Genomic DNA, 21,520 nt, shown 5'->3' on the forward strand with positions numbered 1-21,520 from the left:
GCGCGCAGCAGCAGGTTGCCGTGCTTTTTATCGGCAAAATCGGTGCTAAAAAGATGTGAATTCACCTGGCGGCCGGAAGGGATCGGTAAATGGCGTAAGTGACGACGTCACTCAGGCTGATTGGGGTTTATCCTATTGTTTCTGCTCGTCAAGCCGTTAGGCTTTAAGAAAGAGGCGTCCCCGCCAGGGCGGGACGTAAGGTTTTTCAGAACTGTCGCGGGAAAGGCGATAGCAAAGCAGTGGGTTGGCGAGATCCAGGAGGGAGAAAAGCCAACGGTGTCATGAAAGACGTGATTCAGGCTGAATTTATCAAGACTCAAAAACGATTTTGGCGCCGTCGCCAAACGGTGTGGCTGGCCGGGCCGCTGATGTGGCTGGCCGGTGCAGCGCCCGTGCGCGCCGAATCCCCGCCGGCGCCGGACGCCGTTATCGTTTCTCAGCAGCAAGCCGCAGATCCGGCCGAGAACTTGCCGGAGCTGGGCGGTGCGCCCGACGATGCCGCGCGCGAGAAGCAGTGGGCCGAGATGGCCAAACAGCTGGGTGAAAAAGAGTTGAACAACGTTTCACGTCAGCAGATGCGCAGCCGCGCCGAGGATTATTTGTTGGGCCAGGCGACCGACACGCTGCAGCAGCAGGCGCAGGAACTGTTGTCGCCGCTGGGCACCGCGCGGCTATCGTTGAAAATGACCGGGGAGGGTGACTTTACCGGCAGTAACGGGCAGTTATTCAGTCCGTTGTACGACGTCGACGGATTGCTGACCTACAGCCAGATCGGCTGGCTGCAGCAAAGCGCCGGGGCGCTCGGCAATTTTGCGCTGGGGCAACGCTGGATCGCCGGCGACTGGCTGCTGGGGTACAACACGGCGCTCGACAGCGATTTCGCTCGGCAGCGCAATCGAGGCAGCGTCGGTGCGGAAGCCTGGGGTGATTACCTGCGTTTCTCCACCAACTATTACTACCCGCTGTCGGCGCTGTCGCAACAGCCCGGCGATGGGGTATTTTTCAGCCGTCCGGCGCGCGGTTACGACATCACGACGCAAGGCTACCTGCCGTTTTATCGCCAGATCGGCGGTTCGCTCAGCTATGAGCAGTATCTGGGCGATAATGTCGATCTGTTCGGCAGCGGCAAAAAACAAAACGATCCGCGCGCGATGCAGCTGGGGCTCAATTACACGCCGGTGCCGCTGGTGACGATGAAGGCGCTGCATAAGATTGGCGCGGGCGGGCAGAGTCAGGATCAGGTCGAACTGGCGCTGAGCTATCGGCTCGGGGTGCCGCTGGTGAAGCAGATTTCGCCGGAGTATGTAGCGCAAGCCAAGTCGCTGCGCGGCAGCCGCTACGATCCTATCGAACGCAAGAACGTACCGGTGCTGGAGTTCCGTCAGCGCAAGACGCTGCAGGTGTTCCTGGCCACGCCGCCGTGGAGCCTGCAGGCGGGGGAAACCGTGCCGCTGGTGCTGGAAATCAAGGCGTTGAACGGTATCGCTCACGTCAGTTGGCAGGGGGATACGCAGGCGCTGAGCCTGACGCCGCCGCATAACGCCAACGATCCGCAGGGCTGGACGGCGATCGTGCCGCCGTGGGACGACGCGCCGGGTGCCGCCAACAGCTACCGGCTATCGGTCACGCTGGAAGACGATAAACAGCAGCGCGTGACGTCCAACTGGATAGAGCTGAAAGTGGCGCCGCCGCTGACGGCGACCGCCGGTGATGATGCGGGCCTGCCGCCGATCAAAACCCTGACGCCGCCGCCGATCCCGGCGCAAACCGGGCCGCTGTACGACGGCGATTAACCGTTTTTACCCTGCAGTACCCATACGGCGGCCTCGACGCGGGATTTTAGCTTCATCTTTTTCAGCAGGTGTTTGACGTGTACCTTGACGGTGCTTTCGGTGATGGTCAGGCGGCGGGCGATCAGCTTGTTCGGCAGCCCTTGGGCGATCAGCTTCAGGATATCCCGTTCGCGCGGCGTCAGTTGCTGAATATCGCGATCGGCGCTGGGGCGGTTTTCCCGCAGGCTGGCGGCGAGGATCGGCGTCAGCGTTTCGCTCAGCACCATCTGCCCGGCCGCCGCCTGATGCAGCGCCTTCAGCAGATCCTCCGGCTCCATGTCTTTCAACAGATAGCCGTCGGCGCCGCGTTTGAGCGCGCTGACGACGTCGTCTTCATGGTTGGACACGCTGAACACCACGACGCGCCCCGACAGGTCGGTTTGGCGCAGGCGATCCAGCGTTTCCAGCCCGTTGATGCCGGGCATGTTCAGGTCGAGCAGGATCAGATCCGGATCGTGCTGCTCCGCGAGCGTGACCCCTTGTTCACCGTTGCTGGCTTCGGCGATGACCTGCAGGCGAGCGTCCATGCCAATCAGCTGTTTTACGCCGTTGCGCAGCATCGGGTGGTCGTCGATCAGTAAGATTGTGGCGGCGGTTTCTGTCGTCATGGTGTCTCCGTTAGTCGATGGCGTGGTTATCCGGCGTGAAGCTGACCCGCACCTCGGTGCCGCCGCCGCTGCGCGGTAAAATGTCGCAGCGGCCGTGCAGGCTCTTGGCGCGATCGCGCATGATGATCAAGCCGTAATGATCGGGGCGAGACGTCTCGGCCGGCAGGCCGCGTCCGTTGTCGCATACGCTCAGGGTCACTTCGCCCCGTTTATTGATGACCTGAATGCTCACCTCGCTGGCGGCGGCGTGCTTAAGGATATTGCTGAGCGCCTCGCGGGCGATCTGCAGCAGGTGAATGGCCTGGTAGGCCGGCACCGTGCGTGGCCCCAACTGGTAATCGAGGCTGATGTTCAGGCCCAGTTTGGGATTGAACTCTGCTACCGTCGATTGCAGTGCCGCCAGCAGGCCCGGTTCGGTCAGCTGCAGGCGGAAGGTGGTCAGCAGCTCGCGCAGCTGGCGATAAGCGCCGTTCAGCTCTTCGCGCATCTGCTGGACCAGCGCCTGGCTGGCGGAGGAGAGCGTTTCGCCCTGCATCTGCAGGCAGGCGATTTGCATTTTCAGGCAGGAAAGCGATTGGGCGATGGAGTCGTGCAGCTCGCGGGCTATCGCCGCCCGTTCTTCCATCAGCATCAGCTGCTGTTGGTGGTCGACCTGACGCTCGATGGCCAGCACGCTGGTCAGCTGCTCCACCAGGGTGTTGATCAGCTGGCGGTGCTCATCGTTCAGCGGCTGTTGCGGCGCATGCTGCGCCACGATCACGCCGTAGTCGCCAAGCTTGTCGCTCAGGCTCCAGCTCAGCGACGGATTGTCGGGATGCTGTCGGTCGCTGTCGTTCAGACAGGCGCTGCACACCGGATTATGGCAATGCTCCGGCCGCAACGGCTGGTTGCCGCTCAGCTGCAGCAGCGGTTCCCGGCTGTCGTTTTCATACAGCCGCACCTGAATGGCGCGCAGCGGCGTCAGGGTTTGCAGTTGGTTGAGCAGCGGCGTCAGGCGGCTGCACAGCGGCTCGCTGGCGTGCAGCAGGCGGCTGGCGCGATAGAGGAAGCTCAGCACCTGATTTTTCTGCTGCAGGTCGGCGGTTTTCTCGGCCACGCGCTGCTCCAGCCCGCTGTAGGTGGCCGACAGTTCGTCGGACATGGTGTTCAACGCGCCGCCGAGCGACGCCATTTCATCCTGGTGGCCGCGCTGCGCGAAGCGCCGGCTAAAGTCGCCGCGGCCCACCGCCAACGCCATCTCCACCAGCTGTCGCCACGGATGCAGCAACCGGCGGCGCAGGTAGCAGGTGGTGCCGATCAGCAGCAGCAGGGTCAGCGCGATGAAGCCGGCCTGCACCAGCGTCACCATCAGCAGGCGGCGCTCGGTTTGCCTGTCGATATCCGAGACCAGCTTATCCAGCAGTTGCACGAAGTGCGCCACCTGTGGCGCGGCGTCGGCCGGGCGCTGCGCGCTGCGCAGGCGCGGTTGCAGAGTCTGTTGCCAATAGTCGCGCAGGGCGTCGAAAGGTTGCGTCAACCCTTCCTGTTCCACCGAACGCTGCAGATCGGGGCTGTTTTCGTCGCGCTCCAGTTCGCGGATCAACGCTTCATGCCGTTCATCCAGCGGCACCTGCGCCAGCAGACGGTAGCTTTGCATACGCAGCGAGCCGGCCTTGTTGATGGCGTGCGCGTTGCCCTGAATGCTTTGCGACATCCAGGCGGAAATCCCCATGCCGGCCACGCCCAGAATGCCCGACAGCAACATCAACAGGGCGACCTGATTCACGATCGAAAGCGGGGCCAACAGGCGTTTCATAAGCACGGATTCCTGGCGTTTGGCACCGCTGAAGCTCAGGGGCGAAGGCGGCGACGGGATAAACAAGTAACGATTCAGCTGTATTTTTGATTATCCCTGAGCATAACCCCATACCTCGAATGAAGTACCCATTAGTTTCCGGCGGGGGGCAGGACGATAAAAGTGATGCGGATTTTATTTTTAATCCGTTGATTTCAATGTATTTAATTTTTAATTGTGGCGTACCCCTAAGGGGATGAGGGCGCTATTTGCGCCGCCAACTACTTGCATTCGGGTTGATATACATCAACTTTGCCGCCGGGGCCGCCCCCTAGGGTGTGCGGAATGATCCCCCGTGTCTGAGGTTTTTTATGTCGCAACTTGCAACGCCTTCATCAAAGAAAACCGGTGCGCTGATTCAGGACTGGCGTCCTGAAGACAGCGCCTTTTGGCAGCAGCGTGGCCATCGCATCGCCACCCGCAACCTGTGGATTTCCATTCCCTGCCTGCTGCTGGCCTTCTGCGTCTGGATGCTGTTCAGCGCCGTCGCGGTCAACCTGAACAAGGTGGGCTTCAACTTCACCACCGACCAGCTGTTCCTCCTGACGGCGTTGCCGTCGGTGTCGGGCGCTATTTTACGCGTGCCGTATTCATTCGTGATCCCGCTGTTTGGTGGCCGCCGCTGGACCGCCATCAGCACCTGCTTCCTGCTGGTGCCGTGCCTGTGGCTAGGGTTTGCGGTGCAGGACAGCAGCACGCCGTACAGCGTGTTCGTCATCATTTCTCTGCTGTGCGGTTTCGCCGGCGCCAACTTTGCCTCCAGCATGGCCAACATCAGCTTCTTCTTCCCGAAAGCGCGCCAGGGCGGTGCGTTGGGGCTCAACGGCGGGTTGGGAAATCTGGGCGTCAGCGTTATGCAGCTGGTCGCGCCGCTGGCGATTTCTTTCAGCCTGTTCGGCCTGTTTGGCGGCACGGCGCAAAATCAGGCAGAGGGGGGGCAGCTGTGGCTGGAAAACGCCGCCTGGATCTGGGTGCCGTTCCTGCTGGTTGCCACCCTCGCGGCCTGGTTCGGCATGAACGATCTGGCGGCGGCCAAGGCATCGCTGCGCCAGCAGCTGCCGGTGCTCAAGCGTGGGCATTTGTGGATGCTGAGTTTGCTGTATCTCGCGACCTTCGGTTCTTTCATCGGTTTCTCCGCCGGTTTCGCCATGCTGTCGAAGACGCAATTTCCGGACATCGTGATCCTGCATTACGCATTCTTCGGGCCGTTCCTCGGTGCGCTGGCACGGCCGGTCGGCGGCGCGCTGTCTGACCGTTTCGGCGGCGTGCGGGTGACGTTGATCAACTTTGTGGTGATGGCCGTGTTCGCCGCGTTGTTGTTCCTGACCTTACCGACGGCGGGTGAGGGCGGTTCTTTCATCGCCTTCTACGGCATCTTTATGGTGTTGTTCCTCACGGCGGGGCTGGGCAGCGGGTCGACTTTCCAAATGATCGCCGTCATTTTCCGTAAAATCACGGTCGATCGCGTGAAAGCGGCCGGCGGCAGTGATGAGAGCGCGCAGCGTGAAGCGGTGACGGACTCCGCCGCCGCATTGGGCTTTATCTCGGCGATCGGCGCTGCCGGCGGCTTCTTTATTCCCCAGGCATTCGGTACCTCGCTGGCGCTGACCGGTTCGCCGGCGGGGGCAATGAAAGTATTCCTGGTGTTTTATATCCTGTGTGTGGTCATCACCTGGGCGGTGTATGGCCGCAAGAAAAAGGCCTGAGTATCACACTGCTTTCTCAATCCCTCCCGACAGGGGAGGGATATTTCGCTCATTCCGAGTCATCTCTCCTTGCTTCCTCAGTGAAATTTTCTGTCTTTAGGTAAAATTCTCATCTCCGCTTGCCGTTTTTTTCTTTTTTTATAGCACTATCTCTCAATGTGGGAATATTTTCGCCAAAACGGATTATATTATTTGCACGCTTTTTCCGTTTTATTGAGAGTATTCTTACATTAAGGCGCTAATGTCTTTCCGAAGATTAAATGAAATTTTCGGGAGGGGAAGGCATAATTAGTGCGATTGTTATAAAATCAGTAATAGGCTTTTGTCTTAGATGCTGCACACACCGAGTGGAATGTGTCACGGGGTTAAATCAGATAACTCTCATTCTGTTTTTTTCGGCTTTTTGTAGTCTATCTGACAATCAGATTAGGTGGAAAAACACAATGAATTCACGGATAAGAATGAAATTTCACAATTTCATTCGATTAACAATTGAACGATGCCGCTAATTTTTTCTTTTTAAATCAATGAGGTGGTCATTTGAGCTTTACGGTAGCCATGAAAGAAATCCATGTTGCCAACAGGGAAAAAGAGTCATTTGGATAAACGGAACATCCTTAATAAGGCCTAATGTAAAAAATGAAATCAGAAAATTTTTATAAAGGCCAATATCCGATGAATGCAACCTGTTGAGTTTACATTTAATTTCTTGAACATTTTTTGATATTTCTATACAAAGTGTGCAGGACAGGCACGCTAAGGAAATTAAAAGTGAATCTTGATAAAAGAATAAAGATTAGGAATCTCGATGTTCTGACTCCTGCCGGGGAGAAATTTCGTCTGCGTTGGAAGGAGTATCAAATTCTTTCGCTGCTTGTCGCCAGATCACCAGAACTGGTTACCCGAACGGAAATTATAGAAAATATCTGGAAAGGAACTTACTGCTCAGATTCAACGATAAATCAAACAATTAAATCTATTCGCCAAAAAATTAGCGACACGGAACATACGCTTATCAGAACCATTCCTCGCTTGGGTTACAAGGTGGAAAATCAAGCGGCTTTTCACTTTATATCCGAGGATGAAGACTACGCTGATGATGATATATTAAATGGCGGTGAAGATATTAGCGTTGATATTCAAGCGGAACTTTCTGAAAGTGAAAGTGAGTCTTCTGAAACAAACGATGAAAAAATAGATAAGCCGCGTAAATCGACGCTGGTTGCTGCGCCTGTTGCTACGCTAGAGTCATCCCATGAACCCACTCGTGAAAAAAAGCCGACGACGGTGCGTCGCTTTTTCAGCATGCCCGCCAGTCGCGTAGTGAAATACCTGACGGTATTCGCTTCATTGCTGGTTATTTCACATTTTTCATATGTGCTCGGCAACCAAACTCGTCCGCCAGTGATCAATGACATTCAGAACAACACGCGCGTGGTGTTGACGCTGACGCTGAATAATCCTCATACCAACAGCCCGCAAACCCTGTTCTGCCTGTACCAGGGCGAGAGCATGGAGCAGGCGACCATCGAATGTGTCGACCCTAAGCAAGGGCAGCTTAAATTGCCGGTAAAATATGAGACCTCTTCGACGCCGGGCAAAGGTCGGATTAATCTCATATTGCCGAATAAAACCTTGCAATATCAAGTTGCTTACGATGTTAAAAATTAGTGCTGAATGAGGTTTTATCTTTAGCGATAATTTTACATTTGATGAAATCTTTTATTTCATTATTTGTTATTTGAAAGCCAGGTTCGATTTGTCCAGTCTGGAACTCATTACCTAACGCATATTAGCGTCCTGTTTCCATCGCGGTGACAGGAATAATGAGAACCTGCTGAGTGACAAATTATGGATAAGCGTAAAGTAGCTATTATCGGGGGTTCCGGTTTTATCGGAACACGCCTGGCGAAACGTCTCAGTGCGCGCGATGATCTGACGTTGGTCATCGTGGATAAGCAACCCAGCGCACATTTTCCGGCGCTCTATCAGTATGGCGACGTGACGCAACCCCAGACCTTGCAAGAACCGCTGGCGGGCTGCGACGCCATCATTAATCTGGCGGCGGAGCATCAGGACAACGTCGATCCCATTTCGCTCTATTACCAGGTCAATGTCGAAGGCGCACGCCATGTCTGCATGACCGCCTCCGCATTGAATATCCACCAAGTCATTTTCACGTCGTCGGTTGCCGTTTATGGGTTCGTCAAGCAGGAAACCGGCGAAGAAGGACGTTTCGAGCCTTTCAACCATTACGGCAAGTCCAAGCTCGAGGCGGAATACGTCTATGAAGCCTGGCGCAAGGCCGACGCCGAAAATAAATTGACCATCATCCGCCCGACGGTGGTGTTCGGCGAAGGCAACCGTGGCAACGTGTATAACCTGTTCCGCCAGATCGCCAGCGGACGTTTCGTGATGATTGGCAGCGGAAATAATATGAAGTCGATGGCTTACGTTGAAAATATTGCCGCGCGGCTGGAACATGCGTTGGATCAACAGTCAAGTTATCAGGTCAGCAACTACGTCGATAAACCGGACTTTACGATGAATCAACTGGTCGACGTTATTTCCTCTTCATTGGGGAGGGAAAATAAGACGATTCGCATTCCCTATGCCGTAGGCATATGCGGTGCAACCGCATTGGATGTCGTGAGTAAAATAAGTCGCAAGAAATTCCCAATCAGTCGCGTCAGGGTGCAGAAATTCTGCGCCAGAACGCAATTTAAAAGTAATGTGCAAAATAATTTCGTGGCACCGGTTGACCTTGATTCGGCAATCGAAAGAACCATTAAACATGAGTTTTCTGATAGATAACTTAACCGCACGCTGACGTTATTTAATTATTTCCGCCGACAAGCGGATAAGTCTGTATTTTTCAGGATTAATTCATGCTGACTTATATCCTGGCAGGATCAATTTTGTTTTTGTTAATAGCGCATTGGGAGCTGTAACTCAAGGGCGGTAGCGTGCTTATTCGCTGGAGGAACGATGTTATATCAACTGAGCGTGATATTTGTACTGGCGGTCGCGTGGGTCCTTATTGCCCGCCGGGCCGCCTTGACGGTGGGATTAGTGGATAAGCCCAATGCGCGCAAGCAACATCTGGGACATATTCCGCTGGTCGGCGGCATCGCCGTGTACCTGACGCTGATGCTGATGACGCTGTGGCAACCCGCCTGGCTGCCTGACAGCACCGTCTATCTGCTGTGCATCACGGCGCTGGTGGTGTTGGGCGTGCTGGATGACCGCTTTGATCTGCCCGTGGCGCCGCGCGTCATGGTGCAGGGAGGGATCGCGCTGGCGATGATGCTGGCGGCAGGGATGCAGCTTTCCTCATTGGGCTATGTTTGGGGGCATCAGGAAGTGATGCTCGGTTATGGCGCGTTGTTACTCACGCCGCTGGCGGTATGGGGAGCGATCAACGCCTACAACATGGTGGATGGCATCGACGGGCAACTGGGCGCCTTGTCCTGCGTTACCTTCGTCGCGTTGGCCATCGTGTTCGGGTTGGGCGGCCGGGAAGACCTGGCGCTGTGGTGTCTGGGCATGATCGTCGCGCTGTCGGCTTATCTGCTGTTCAACCTGAGCCTGTTCGGCGCGCGTAACAAGATCTTTATGGGGGACGCCGGCAGCATGGTGATCGGCTTCAGCGTGCTGTGGCTGGTGTTGCTGGCGACGCAGGGGCAGCAGGCGGTAATGCGCCCGGTCACCGCGCTGTGGCTGATCGCCATTCCGCTGATGGACATGGTGACCGTGATGGTGCGCCGCCTGTTGCGCCGCCAAAGCCCCTTCAAAGCGGGCCGCGATCATTTGCACCATATTCTGATGCGTCGCGGGCTCAATGCGCGTCAGGCACTGGCGATGAGCACCATGCTGGCGGTAACGCTGGCCTGCATCGGCATTTGCAGTGAAGTGTTGCAGCTGCGGGAAAGCCAGATGCTGGTGGCCTTTTTGTTCTGTTTTTGCGGTTATTTCGTCATGTTGCGCGAACCGCGTCAGGCGACGGTGTTCAGCGATAATCCGACCGTCGGCCGTTAATCCCCCCACGGGCTGCGGCGGCAGCCCGTTTATCACGGTACTTCCATGAATTTTCATTTGCCTCTTTTGATGCCGTTGGCCTTCACCTCCGCGCTGTTGAGCGGGTGTACGGTGGTCCCCGGCTCACATTTACCGACCAGCGGAAAAGCCATCGTCGTGCAGCAGGACGACGACTTCGATTTGAATGACCAGGTACAGGTCTACCGTATGTCGCCGATGCTGCTGCAGAAAATGCGGCGCGTAGAACCGGTCGCCCGACCGAATCCGGCGCTGGATCAGCGGTTGCAGAGCTATCAATACCGCATCGGCGTCGGCGACGTGTTGAATGTCACCGTCTGGGACCACCCCGAGTTGACCACGCCGGCCGGCCAGTACCGCAGCGCCAGCGACACCGGTAACTGGGTGCATGCGGATGGCACGATCTTCTATCCCTATATCGGGCGAGTGGCGGTGGTGGGCAAGACCGTCACCGAAGTGCGCAGCCTGATCGCCGGCCGTCTCGCGCAGTACGTGGAAAGCCCGCAGGTGGACGTCAGCATCGCCGCTTTCCGTTCGCAGAAGGCTTACGTGACCGGCGAAGTGAAAACCTCCGGCCAGCAGGCGATCACCAACGTGCCGTTGACCATTCTGGACGCGATCAACGCCGCCGGCGGCCTGACGGACAATGCCGACTGGCGCAACGTGGTGCTGACCCATCAGGGCAAAGAGCAGGTTATCTCGCTGCAGGCGCTGATGCAGCGCGGCGACATCAGCCAGAACGCGCTGCTGCAGCCGGGCGACATCCTCTACATCCCGCGCAATGACGAACTGAAAGTGTTCGTGATGGGCGAGGTGGGCAAGCAAGCGACGCTGAAGATGGATCGCAGCGGCATGACCCTGACCGAAGCCCTCGGATCGTCCGAAGGGATCAGCCAGACGGTGGCGGATGCGACCGGGGTGTTCGTGATCCGGCCGAGCGGCGGTAAAACGCCGCAGCGGCTGGCGACGCTGTATCAGTTCGATCTCTCCGACGCCAGCGCGCTGGCGATGGGCGCAGAATTTCAACTGCAGCCGTACGACGTCGTGTACGTCACTGCGGCGCCGGTCGCGCGCTGGAACCGTTTGATCGGTCAGCTGGTGCCGACCATCAGCAGTTTTAACGATCTCAGCGAGGCGACCTTGCGCGTGCGCAATTGGTAACTCCGCAGGGTGAATAAGGAACAGAAGATGAAAAACAATGCGCTGTCCGTGATGGTGGCCGAACAAGATGAAAAGCTGGAGTGGGAGCGTCTGATCGGGCCGCTGTGGGATAACCGTTGGCGGATCGCCGTCGTGACCGGTTTGGCCGGCGTGCTGGGCGTCGCCTATGCCCTGTTGGCGACCCCGGTGTATCAAGCCACGGCGGTGGTGCAGGTGGAGAAGCAGCTGTCTGGCGAGTCGCTGCTGCGTGAAACGCTGGACAGCTCGATGGGGCAAAATTCGGCGACGCAGGATGAGGTGACGCTGGCCAAGTCACGCTACGTGCTCGGCAAAACGGTGGACGCCCTCGGCTTGACGGTGCGCGTCAGCCCGGACTATTTCCCGGTCTTCGGCAAAGGCTTTGCCCGGCTGAGCGGCGAAAAGCCGCCGGTGCTGGACATCACTACGCTGACGACGCCGCCGGAAATGGAGGGCGAAGCGCTGACGCTGACGGTGCACGAGGGGCAGCATTACGAATTGAGCCATGACGGCGACAAACTGTTCAGCGGCGTGGTCGGGCAGCCGGTGGCACAAGGCGGATGGAACATGGCCGTCTCGGCGCTGGACGCGGCGCCGGGCGCCAGCTTTACCGTGGTCAAAGTCGCGCGTCAAGAAGCGGTGGACGATCTGCGTAAATACCTGGATGTGACACCGGGTGGCAAGGACAGCGGCATCATAACCTTTACGCTGCCGAGCGAAGATCCGCAGCGCGCCGAGGCGGTGCTGAAGAGCATCACCGACAATTACCTGCAGCAGAATGTGGATCGCAAAACGGAAGAGGCGCAGCGCATGCTGGCGTTCTTGCAAGAGCAGTTGCCGCAAACGCAAACCGCGTTGAATAACGCCGAAACCCAACTCAATCAGTTCCGCCAGCAAAACGACTCGGTAGATCTGTCGCTTGAAGCCAAATCGGTGCTGGATACCCAAGTGCAGCTCGAAGCCCAGCTCAACGAGCTGACCTTCAAGGAAGCGGAAATCTCCAAACTCTACACCCGCGCGCACCCGGCCTACCGGGCGCTGCTGGAAAAGCGCGCCACGTTGGAGGTGGAAAAGGCGCGTCTGGGTAAACAGGTGCAGACGCTGCCGAAAATGCAGCAGGAGATCCTGCGCCTTACCCGCGACGTGCAGGTGGATCAGCAGGTTTACATGCAGCTGATGAATAAGCAGCAGGAGCTGAGCATCAGCAAGGCCGGCACGGTAGGCAATGTGCGCATCATCGACGAGGCGGAAACCGCTATCCGGCCGATTAAGCCGCAAAAGGGGTTGATCGTGCTGTTGGCGCTGTTGCTGGGCGCGGCGGGCGCCGCCTCGGTGGTGCTGCTGCGCGCGGCTTTCCATCGCGGCATCAATGATATCGATACCCTGGAGAAGCGGGGCATCAACGTCTACGCCACCGTGCCGCTGTCGCCGTGGCAGGTGAAGCGCAACCGCGAGCAGCGTCATTTGCTGCCTAAATCCGGCGGCCGGCGTTTGCCGATCCTGGCGGTGGCCGAACCGACGGATCTGTCGGTGGAAGCGATCCGCAGCCTGCGCACCAGTCTGCATTTCGCCATGATGGAGGCCAAAAACAACATTCTGATGGTCTCCGGTGCCAGCCCGGAAAGCGGCAAGAGCTTTACCAGCACCAACCTGGCGGTGGTGGTGGCACAGGCCGGGCAACGGGTGCTGTTGATCGACGCCGATATGCGCAAAGGTTTCCTGCACCGCTGGCTGGCGGATGATGGGCATCAGGGCCTGTCCGATCTGCTGGTGGGCAACGTGATGACGGAACAGGCGGTGCGGAAAACCGCCATCGCCAATCTGGACTTCGTGCCGCGCGGCCAGGTGCCGCCGAACCCGTCCGAACTGCTGATGCACCGCCGTTTCGCCGATTTTCTGCGCTGGGCCGGGCAAAACTACGATCTGGTGCTGATCGATACGCCGCCGATTCTGGCGGTGACGGACGCGGCGATCGTCGGCAACCACGCGGGCACCTCGCTGCTGGTGGTGCGTTTTGAGGTCAATACCGTCAAGCAGATCGAAACCAGCATGCGCCGTTTCGAACAGAATGGGGTGACGATCAAGGGCGTGATCCTCAACGGCATGGTGAAGAAGGCGGCAACCGACATGAGCTACTACAACTTCGCCTATCCAAGCCACCGGGAAGATCGCCCGCAGGCAGGGGAATAAGCGGGTGAAGGCCATTATCACCAATGCCCTGTGGCTGATGCTCGAACGCGTTTCGCTCAGCCTGTCCGGCATCTTCGTCTCCATTTACGTTGCGCGCTATCTGGGGCCCGCGCAGTTTGGCACGCTCAACTATCTGTTGGCGACGATCGCCATCGTGGTGCCACTGGTGCAGTTGGGCGCCGACAGCATCATTTTCAACCGCGTCGCCCGCCGACAGCCGAGCGGCATTCGCCTGATGCTGGCGTCAATACGCCTGCGTCGTCGGCTGTTCCTGGTGGTGGCATTGCCGATACTGATATGGAGCTATTTCAGCCAATCGCCCGCCAGCCAACTGATGACGCTGTTGCTGCTTATCAGCGCCTATTTCTCGATTCAGGACGTGTACAAAATTTATTACGATGCCCGCCTGCAGTCGAAACGCAATACGCTGATCAACAACCTGGCGCTGCTGCTGTCGATCGGGCTACGGCTGGCGCTGGTGAGCGCCGCGCTGCCGCTGGTGTGGTTCGCGGTACCCTACATCCTCAGCAGCGCCGTACCTTACCTGGCGCGCCTCTGGTTATTCCGTGGGGAAGCTGCGGCCTCGCCGCGGGTTACGCCGCGCCAGGCCGGGCGCTACGGCCGTTATTTGCTCAAGGTGGGCCTGCCGTTGGCCATCTCCAGCCTGTCGATAGTGATCTATACCCGCATCGATCAAATCATGCTGGGCAATCTGATCGGCGAGCAGGCGGTAGGCTGGTTCAGTGCCGCCACCACCCTCAGCCAAGGCTGGGTTTTCGTGCCGATGGCGCTGATCACTTCGTTGATGCCGGGCATTGCCAGCTGTCGCGATCCGTTGGAGCAGGAGTACCGTATCCGGGTGCTTTATCTGGTGGTTCTGGGCCTGTCGTTGCCGGTGTTGCTGGGCCTGTGGTGGTTTGCCCACCCGGCCATTGCGCTGCTGTACGGTGCCGCTTTCCAACCGGCCGCCAGCATCCTGGCTATTTGTACGTTGACCTCGCTGTTCTCGGTCATGGGGACGGTTTCGTACCGCAGCATCGTGCTGTTCGCCGGCTATCGCTTTATCGCCATCAAGATGCCGTTGGTGGCTGTGGCGAACGTGGTGATGAATCTGCTGCTGATCCCGCGCTACGGCCTGATCGGTGCGGCGGTATCTACGCTGCTGGCGGAATTCATTTCGTTCTTCGTGCTGAACAGTTTATTCCGTGGCGGAAAAATTACCCGACTGCAGCTGACCTGTTTTTACTGCTTGCCGCGTCTTGTCAGCAAATTAAGGAGAGAGCATGTTAAACATCCTGGTTAAAAACATTTCCAAGCGCCTGCCCGATGCCTGGCACCATCAGGTTAAATACGCGCTCTATTTCAAGAAGCTGCCGCACCTGTCAAAACCGACCGGCTTCAGCGAAAAGATCATGCGCCGCAAAATTTATCCGCGCAGCATCTACACCACCTTGTCGGACAAGTTCAAAGTCCGTGAATTTATCGCCGGTCTGTGGGGCGAGGAGTATCTGGTGGAGCTGTATGCGCATGGCACTGAACTCAGTTACGAGATGTTCAGGCAATTGCCCAATGCCTTTGTGCTGAAGGCCAACCACGGCAGCGGTTATAACCGGTTGGTGTTCGACAAGCGGCAGGTTAGCTACGCGGAGTTGTACGATCTCAGCAACGCGTGGATGCGCAGCAACTTTTACGAGCAGAGTCGCGAAAAGCATTATCTGGATATCGAACCCTGCATCATGGTGGAGCGCATGTTGCTGGATGGCGAACAGGTGCCGAATGATATCAAGTTTCATTGTTTCAACGACAATCATGAAATTCGTATGTTCATCCAGGTGGATTACCAGCGTTTCGGCACCCATCGGCGCGATATTTTTGATATCGACTGGAACCGCACTGAAATCCGTATCAGCTTGCCGAATGCCGACGAACCGATGCCGCGCCCTACGCGGCTGGATGAAATGATACGTTTGGCTCGCCAGACCGCGCAGCAGTTCTCTTATGTCCGTGTGGATTTCTACCAGGTCGGCGAGAAGGTGTATTTCGGTGAGCTGACGTTTACGCCTGGCGCGGGGTTAAGCAAGCTGAAGCCGAAAAACATTGAGCAGGAATGGGGCAGTTATTTTACTGAGTAAACGCTTATGCTAAGAGTCGCCTCCAATTTTCAAATGCATGCCAATGCGGGTTATCATCAGTCTCGAGATTTAGTCAATCAATCAATCGTATTGACCTTCTTGCTGATGTTTTTCGTGAAAACGTTCCTGACCTCGGGATCGTTCAACAGCGAGCTGATTAATAAAGCCGTGCTGGGGCTTAATGGCCTGATGTTGCTCTATGTCGGCTATGCATTTTTTATCGCTACGCTGGCGGAAAAAGCGGTTGCGGGTTTTTTGGTTCTGCTGTTTCTTCTTAATATTGCCACCGGGCATGGTGATTATCTGTTTGGTGCGGTATTCAGCACGGCGGTGATAATTTTATTTCGTCGCATCGAAATGGAGCGTGGTGCTGAAATGTTTGCCATCGCCTTTGTGGTGGCAGGGTTGCTGGTGGTTATTCCTTATACCTTTTACACCGAGGGATTTGTTTACCTTGATGAACGTTACGGCAACCGATTAACGCTGGGGTTCGATAATCCGAATACCCTGGCGTATTATTCTTTTGCCCTGTTCGCCACACTGCTGTGCCTGATCGACCATGCGAAATTAACGCGTGGAATGAAAAATATCGCTTCGTTGGCAGTATCGGCGATCATTCTCCCGGTGCTGATGTATTCCTATTCACGCACCTGTTTTATGCTGGCGTTGTTGATGTTGCTGCTGTTTTGGCTGGCGCCGCTGCTGCGTGTCGCGCCCAACAGAAAAGTCTGCATCGCGCTGACGTTGGTCATTGTCGGCTTTCAATTCGCCAGCGTTATACGCTGGGGGAGTAATCCGGCGTTGGACGTCCTCTTGAACCAGGCGTTGACCGGGCGGATCTGGTTCTCCTGGCAGATGTTTCAGGCGGTGGGGCTACCCAATCCGCTGTTCGGCATGAATATAGAGCCTTATAAGCCAGTCGATTTCTTCTTCATCGCTATGTTTTATTCGGCCGGTGGCATCGCCTCTGTCGTCATGCTTTTTTGTTATTTTCACTTGTTGGGCAATATGCGCAGGCTGAGTCGATTCATGCGCTGGGTGGTGGTCGTTTTCCTGCTGACAACCTTTACGGAAACCTATTTTTTGGTCCCGGTATTTAACGTGTCATTATTGTTGCTTTGCCGTGGAAAAGAAATGATAAATTCTAATTTGGAGGGTTAAGAAATGGATTTCTCGATCGTGATCCCTATTTATAATAGTGCGCGCTACCTGCCGAAAACGCTGAAGCGGATTTTCAACGCTTGCCAAGGGTTCGACTATCAGGTGATTTTGGTTGATGATTGCTCTGACGAGGATGACATCAAATATATTCGCCAGATAGCGGCAACTAATAGCAACGTGATGCTGCATGAGAAAAAACAGAAGAGCAATGCGGCGGTATCGCGCAACTTAGGTACCAAGTTAGCGCAATCGGAGATCGTGTTTTTTCTCGATTCGGATGATTATTTCACGACCAACTATATTATTCGCCGCATGAAGAAGCATGAAGATCGCCATATTGATATTATCTTCGGCAACTATGCAGAGGTGAGCGGCGATTCGGTACGCGACTTCAACTTCCACTACAAATCCGGTTCTTCCGGCGAGGATTTTCTTTTTCTGGAAATGGGCGATATTCGGTCATCCACCATCAGCATGCGTAAAAAAAGCGATCGGCGCTTTTTATTTCCCGAGTTTCTCAACAAGCATCAGGATTGGGGCTTTCTGGTCAACGCCACCAATTTGGGTGCGCAAGTGGCGCATGACGCCGGCGGCGGGGTGTTTCTCGACGTGGGGCGCTACGGACGCATGACGGCGAAACTTAATCTGGAGGCCAGCGACCGCTTTATCAATACCTTCCTCAGCCCCAGCGATCGCCATATCAGCGGATTCGCCTGCAAGCACCTGCTGGCCTCGCTGTATTCGGAAAATGCCCAGGCGTTCAATTATTACTCGTCGCGCATCGTGCGGCACAGCCTGAGCGGCAAGTTCAAGGTGATCAAATGGTATGGCGATTGTCTGGCGCGACTGGGGTTGTTCTCGGTTGGCGGCCGGCTGCTGCGCAATGTGCGCCAGGGATTCAGGAGATGATATGCAACCACGCAAGGTAATCATCGTTATCGAAAATATGGCGGGCAAGGGCGGCACTGAACGGGTCGCCAGCGGTTTGGCCAATGCGCTGGCGCATCTGCCGGGTTACGAGGTGGCGGTATTTTCGCTGTTTGGCGAGCGGAGTTTCTTTCCGCTGGCGAGCGACGTCCGGCTGCGCTGCGGCGGCGGCGATTCGCTGTTCTGGCCATGGCGGTTGGCGTTGGCGCTGCGGCGTGAACGCGCGGACGTGATCATTACCGTTTCCATGGGGAAACTGTCGGTGGTGATGACGCCTTTTCTGCGTTTGTTCTGTGCCCGCAGCCGGCTGCTGTTGAGTGAGCACGTCAGCTTTCACCAGTATCCGCGCGTATTTAAATGGTTGAAGTTGCTGGTTTACCGGCTGGGCGATCGCGTGATTTTCCTGACGCGGCAAGATAGCGACGCCATCGCTCGCTGGGTGGGGGCCGGGAAGTGTCGGGTGATCGAGAACGTTTCGCCGTTCGGCGCGCAGGCGCCGACGCCGGCGCTGCAGAAAAAGGTGGCGCTGGCGGTGGGGCGATTGAGCAATCAGAAAGGCTTCGATCGTCTGATCGCGTTGTGGCGAGGCGTCGTGGCGCAGGTGCCGGATTGGCGACTGCTGATTATTGGCGACGGTCCGGAGCGCGACGCATTGCAGCGACAGATTGAAGACGCCGGGTTGGAGCGGCAGGTGAGCCTGCTGCCGGCCACCGCCGACGTGGCGGCCTATTATCGCCAGGCCAGCCTGTATCTGATGACTTCTCGCTATGAGGGACTGCCGATGGTGCTGATCGAAGCCATGAGTTTTGGCCTGCCGCTGGTGGCCTACGACTGCAAGACCGGCCCGGCCGAGTTGATAGACGATGGCGTCAACGGCTATCTGGTGCCCGATGACGACGCCGCCGCCTTCAGCGAAGGGGTGATCAAACTGATGCTCGATCCGGGTTTGCGTGAGCACTTTTCTATCGCCGCGTTAGAAAAGTCTCGTCGTTTTTCTCCCGAACGTATTTATCCCCAGTGGCAACAGCTCACCGAGTGAGGACAAAATGGAAAAGATATCCGTAATCATGCCGGCCTACAATGCGGCGAACTCTATTAAAGAGTCGATTCTAGGCGTGCTGAACCAGCGATTTACCGATTATCACCTGTATGTGATCGATGATGCGTCCACCGACGATACTGCCGAGGTGGTGCGGCCGTTTATCCACGATCGTCTCACCTACATACGCAATGAGCACAACCAGGGCGTGGCGGAAACGCGCAACATCGGCATTGAGGCGGCGAGCGGCGACTATATCGCCTTCTGCGACAGCGATGACGTATGGCTGCCCAACAAGCTGTCGCGCCAGGCGAGCATTTTGCAAACCCGCCGCTACGACGTGGTGTGTTCCCATTATTACACCTTCGAAGACGATCTGAAATTGATCAAAAACACCCGTGGCGCGGATGAGCTTATCGGCTATCAGGACATGTTGAAAAGCAACTGGATCGGCAATCTCACCGGTATCTACAACCAAAAGCGCATCGGTAAGGTGTATCAGCAAAAAGTGGGCCATGAGGACTATTTGATGTGGCTGGCGGTGCTGCAGAAGGCGCGTAACGGCCTGGCCTACTGCATTCCCGAACCGCTGGCCTGTTACCGATTGTCTACCCATTCGCTGTCGGGCAACAAAATCCGCGCCGCGGACTGGCAATGGCGGATTTACCGTCAGCATTTGGGGCTGTCTTACCAGAAATCCTGCTATCTGTTCGCCACCTATCTGTTCAATGCCGTGGTGAAAAGGAAATGACCATGAGGGGGATGTATCAGAGGGTGGCTCTGGGCTGTTGCGCCTTGTGGGGCGTTTCGGCTCTGGCGCAGAGCTGCCAACCCAATCTGTTGACCAACCCCGGCTTTGAGCAGGGTCTCAGCGGCTGGCGAGCGCAGGGCGCGCAGGCCGACGGCGATGCGCACAGCGGCAGTGGCAGTCTGCGTTATGACAATGCAGATGCCGCGCAGTACCGTACCTTCAACCAGGCGCTGCAGGTTGTGCCTGGGCAGACGATCGATTTCGGCGTCTGGCTCAAGACCCAGGACGTACGCGGGCAAAGCCGCGACGGCGGCGCCGGGGTCTATTTGCAGAGCTTTGATGCGCAGGGGCGCTTTCTGGAAGGCAGCTATCCGGCTGGGGTGACCGGCGACAGCGGCTGGCGGCAGGTGAGCGCCAGCTATACCGTACCGCCGCAGGCGGCGCGAATCACTTTTGGCGTTTATCTGCGCAAGGGGAGCACCGGTACCGCCTGGTTTGACGACGCCTATGCGTGTGCTCGAGCGCCTACGCCGGCGTTGTATCAGCTCGGCGCGTCGGCGCAGGGGAGGGTCGACACGCTGGTCGTCACTTCGCAGCCGCAGCGTTTGCAGGTCGACAGCGAATTGCTCAATGCCGAGGGGCAGGTTGTTCACCGTAGCCGCGACCGTTATCAGGTTGAAGGGCAGCGCCGTATCGAATACCCACTGCCGACCGGCCTGGCCCAGGGGGAATACCGGCTGCGTCAGCAGGTCACCGGGCAACAATCCCAGCCGGCACAGGGCAGCGAGCTGTCTTTTCGCGTCGGGCAGCCTGCGGCCAAAGTGGCGATCGACAGCGAAGGCTTTACCCTGCGCGACGGTCAACGGCTTTTCCCGTTGGGCATTTACGCCAACGTGGCGACCGATGAGCATTTGGCGCGCATCGCATCGGCGGGATTCAACACGGTGCTGAACTATGATTACGGGGAAAAGAAAGATCCTTACGCCTTTTTCCGCAACGCACGCAAGCGCGGGCTGCTGGTCATTTACTCCGTCAAAGATCAGTACCGCGGCAGCCGTTTCGCGCCGGCCGTCCGCGGTGGCGACTACGCGGCGATGACGGCCTGGTACGTGCAGCGCTTGCGCGCTCAGCCCAACCTGCTCGCCTGGTACATCAACGATGAGCTGGGGCCGGAATATCTCGATAAGATCGAGGAAAAAAACCTGCAAATAAAGCGGCTTGATGGCGATCATCCCACCTTCCAGGTGTTGAACAAAACCGGGGAGTTGGACGCCTACTTTAACAGCAGCGACATTTTGGCGACCGATCCTTATCCGGTGGGGAACGATAGCGATCTGACGCGCACCACGCGTTATACCGAACTCACGGTGCAGGCCGCCCGCCAGGCGCGCGGGGCCTGGGTGGTGATGCAAATCATGGATCACGCCGCTTATGACGCCCGCCGCAGGCCATATCCGCCGTCAGAGGCAGAAATCCGCAATCAGGCCTGGCAGGCGTTGATCGGCGGCGCCAAGGGGCTGCTGTTTTATTCTTATACCGATCTGTTTTACAAGCGCAAAACCGGCCGCTTCGACCAACGGGAGTTTGACGCCGCCTGGCGTGGTGTGGCTGCCGTGTCTCAGCAAATCGCCGCTTTCACCCCGTATCTGCTGACGGGAAAATCGATGCCGCTGGCAGGAAGCGATCCGCAAATGTCGGCGCGGATGTTTGTTCTGGGCGATCGCGCCTTGCTGCTGGTAGCCAATCCTTACTATCGAAAGGGAAGCACCCGATTGCGCCTTCCGGCGGGCTGGCGGCAGCAGGAAGGGGGGGCGGAGATCACGCTGGCGTTGCCCACCGTGGGCACCGCGACGCTGTGGCTCCAACGCTGAAAGCGCCGAGTTATCGTCACGCGGGAGGTTTCTCCCGCGTCCTACCCCCAAATACCCCGTCTTGTCTCCTACCTGCCCGCTCTCCTCTTGATTTCCTTGTTTATTCGTTATAATTCAATAGATTAAATTAATTTTCCGCACCTATACTTTGGTGGTATTTCTCACCCGGCGCGCGCGTCGCCTCCCGCTTTCTCTTGATCGCAATCAATTTGCCGCCGGTTGGCCGTCAGTAGG

Annotated in this window: 16 protein-coding genes; 14 read left to right on the plus strand and 2 right to left on the minus strand. The window is 57.1% G+C overall.

Annotated elements, in window-relative coordinates; translation table 11 throughout:
* Positions 1-281: 281 nt before the first annotated feature.
* A complete protein-coding gene (locus ACYF6X_RS05780) occupies positions 282-1,793 on the plus strand; it encodes a YchO/YchP family invasin (protein ID WP_130018240.1) in 1,512 nt (503 codons plus the stop codon).
* On the opposite strand, the gene narL is transcribed toward ACYF6X_RS05780, so the two are convergent.
* Positions 1,790-2,440, minus strand: coding sequence for a two-component system response regulator NarL (narL, locus tag ACYF6X_RS05785; RefSeq protein WP_016927346.1), 651 nt, complete (start codon positions 2,438-2,440; stop codon positions 1,790-1,792). The genes ACYF6X_RS05780 and narL overlap by 4 nt on opposite strands.
* Positions 2,441-2,450: 10 nt before the next feature.
* Entirely contained in the window at positions 2,451-4,235 is a 1,785-nt protein-coding gene (gene narX, locus ACYF6X_RS05790) for a nitrate/nitrite two-component system sensor histidine kinase NarX (RefSeq protein ID WP_130018241.1), read from the minus strand.
* Positions 4,236-4,585: 350 nt separating this feature from the next.
* Between narX and ACYF6X_RS05795 the strand changes: the two genes are divergently transcribed.
* From ACYF6X_RS05795 to ACYF6X_RS05855, 13 genes are all read left to right on the plus strand, one after another.
* Entirely contained in the window at positions 4,586-5,980 is a 1,395-nt protein-coding gene (locus tag ACYF6X_RS05795) for a NarK family nitrate/nitrite MFS transporter (RefSeq protein ID WP_130018242.1), read from the plus strand.
* Positions 5,981-6,751: 771 nt separating this feature from the next.
* Entirely contained in the window at positions 6,752-7,651 is a 900-nt protein-coding gene (locus ACYF6X_RS05800) for a winged helix-turn-helix domain-containing protein (protein ID WP_063990225.1), read from the plus strand.
* Positions 7,652-7,831: 180 nt separating this feature from the next.
* Positions 7,832-8,794 carry an NAD-dependent epimerase/dehydratase family protein gene (locus ACYF6X_RS05805; RefSeq protein WP_063990224.1) on the plus strand — a complete coding sequence of 321 codons (963 nt, stop codon included), beginning with the start codon at positions 7,832-7,834 and terminating at the stop codon, positions 8,792-8,794.
* 174 nt (positions 8,795-8,968) lie between these two features.
* A complete protein-coding gene (gene wecA / locus ACYF6X_RS05810) occupies positions 8,969-10,018 on the plus strand; it encodes a UDP-N-acetylglucosamine--undecaprenyl-phosphate N-acetylglucosaminephosphotransferase (protein WP_130018756.1) in 1,050 nt (349 codons plus the stop codon).
* 45 nt (positions 10,019-10,063) lie between these two features.
* On the plus strand, positions 10,064-11,197 hold the full coding sequence (locus ACYF6X_RS05815; RefSeq protein ID WP_130018757.1) for a polysaccharide export protein: 1,134 nt from the start codon (positions 10,064-10,066) through the stop codon (positions 11,195-11,197).
* A gap of 27 nt (positions 11,198-11,224) precedes the next feature.
* Entirely contained in the window at positions 11,225-13,405 is a 2,181-nt protein-coding gene (locus ACYF6X_RS05820) for a polysaccharide biosynthesis tyrosine autokinase (protein WP_063990221.1), read from the plus strand.
* A gap of 4 nt (positions 13,406-13,409) precedes the next feature.
* Positions 13,410-14,708 (plus strand): flippase, encoded by a 1,299-nt coding sequence (locus ACYF6X_RS05825; protein WP_107226359.1) that lies wholly within the window; start codon positions 13,410-13,412, stop codon positions 14,706-14,708.
* Entirely contained in the window at positions 14,689-15,537 is an 849-nt protein-coding gene (locus tag ACYF6X_RS05830; protein WP_063990219.1) for an ATP-grasp fold amidoligase family protein, read from the plus strand. The genes ACYF6X_RS05825 and ACYF6X_RS05830 overlap by 20 nt, the downstream gene beginning before the upstream one ends.
* A 6-nt stretch (positions 15,538-15,543) precedes the next feature.
* Positions 15,544-16,698 (plus strand): hypothetical protein, encoded by a 1,155-nt coding sequence (locus ACYF6X_RS05835; protein ID WP_130018758.1) that lies wholly within the window; start codon positions 15,544-15,546, stop codon positions 16,696-16,698.
* A gap of 3 nt (positions 16,699-16,701) precedes the next feature.
* The gene (locus ACYF6X_RS05840) at positions 16,702-17,607 is read left to right on the plus strand and encodes a glycosyltransferase family 2 protein (RefSeq protein WP_063990217.1); all 906 of its coding nucleotides are present in this window, start codon (positions 16,702-16,704) and stop codon (positions 17,605-17,607) included.
* A 1-nt stretch (position 17,608) separates the two neighbouring features.
* Positions 17,609-18,664, plus strand: a complete 1,056-nt coding sequence (locus ACYF6X_RS05845; RefSeq protein ID WP_063990216.1) for a glycosyltransferase family 4 protein — start codon at positions 17,609-17,611, stop codon at positions 18,662-18,664.
* A gap of 7 nt (positions 18,665-18,671) precedes the next feature.
* Entirely contained in the window at positions 18,672-19,415 is a 744-nt protein-coding gene (locus tag ACYF6X_RS05850; RefSeq protein WP_063990215.1) for a glycosyltransferase family 2 protein, read from the plus strand.
* Positions 19,416-19,426: 11 nt separating this feature from the next.
* Positions 19,427-21,286: a carbohydrate binding domain-containing protein gene (locus tag ACYF6X_RS05855; protein ID WP_130018769.1), complete on the plus strand. Its 1,860-nt coding sequence runs from the start codon at positions 19,427-19,429 to the stop codon at positions 21,284-21,286.
* Positions 21,287-21,520: the final 234 nt, after the last annotated feature.

The organism is Serratia sp. ID 25-353 (assembly GCF_054792795.1).

What these genes read in the sequence shown, in the direction of transcription:
- ACYF6X_RS05780 (WP_130018240.1), top strand. Translation starts at nt 282, where the DNA reads ATGAAAGACGTGATTCAGGCTGAATTTATCAAGACTCAAAAACGATTT.
- narL (WP_016927346.1), bottom strand. Translation starts at nt 2,440, where the DNA reads ATGACGACAGAAACCGCCGCCACAATCTTACTGATCGACGACCACCCG.
- narX (WP_130018241.1), bottom strand. Translation starts at nt 4,235, where the DNA reads ATGAAACGCCTGTTGGCCCCGCTTTCGATCGTGAATCAGGTCGCCCTG.
- ACYF6X_RS05795 (WP_130018242.1), top strand. Translation starts at nt 4,586, where the DNA reads ATGTCGCAACTTGCAACGCCTTCATCAAAGAAAACCGGTGCGCTGATT.
- ACYF6X_RS05805 (WP_063990224.1), top strand. Translation starts at nt 7,832, where the DNA reads ATGGATAAGCGTAAAGTAGCTATTATCGGGGGTTCCGGTTTTATCGGA.
- wecA (WP_130018756.1), top strand. Translation starts at nt 8,969, where the DNA reads ATGTTATATCAACTGAGCGTGATATTTGTACTGGCGGTCGCGTGGGTC.
- ACYF6X_RS05815 (WP_130018757.1), top strand. Translation starts at nt 10,064, where the DNA reads ATGAATTTTCATTTGCCTCTTTTGATGCCGTTGGCCTTCACCTCCGCG.
- ACYF6X_RS05820 (WP_063990221.1), top strand. Translation starts at nt 11,225, where the DNA reads ATGAAAAACAATGCGCTGTCCGTGATGGTGGCCGAACAAGATGAAAAG.
- ACYF6X_RS05830 (WP_063990219.1), top strand. Translation starts at nt 14,689, where the DNA reads ATGTTAAACATCCTGGTTAAAAACATTTCCAAGCGCCTGCCCGATGCC.
- ACYF6X_RS05835 (WP_130018758.1), top strand. Translation starts at nt 15,544, where the DNA reads ATGCTAAGAGTCGCCTCCAATTTTCAAATGCATGCCAATGCGGGTTAT.
- ACYF6X_RS05840 (WP_063990217.1), top strand. Translation starts at nt 16,702, where the DNA reads ATGGATTTCTCGATCGTGATCCCTATTTATAATAGTGCGCGCTACCTG.
- ACYF6X_RS05845 (WP_063990216.1), top strand. Translation starts at nt 17,609, where the DNA reads ATGCAACCACGCAAGGTAATCATCGTTATCGAAAATATGGCGGGCAAG.
- ACYF6X_RS05850 (WP_063990215.1), top strand. Translation starts at nt 18,672, where the DNA reads ATGGAAAAGATATCCGTAATCATGCCGGCCTACAATGCGGCGAACTCT.
- ACYF6X_RS05855 (WP_130018769.1), top strand. Translation starts at nt 19,427, where the DNA reads ATGTATCAGAGGGTGGCTCTGGGCTGTTGCGCCTTGTGGGGCGTTTCG.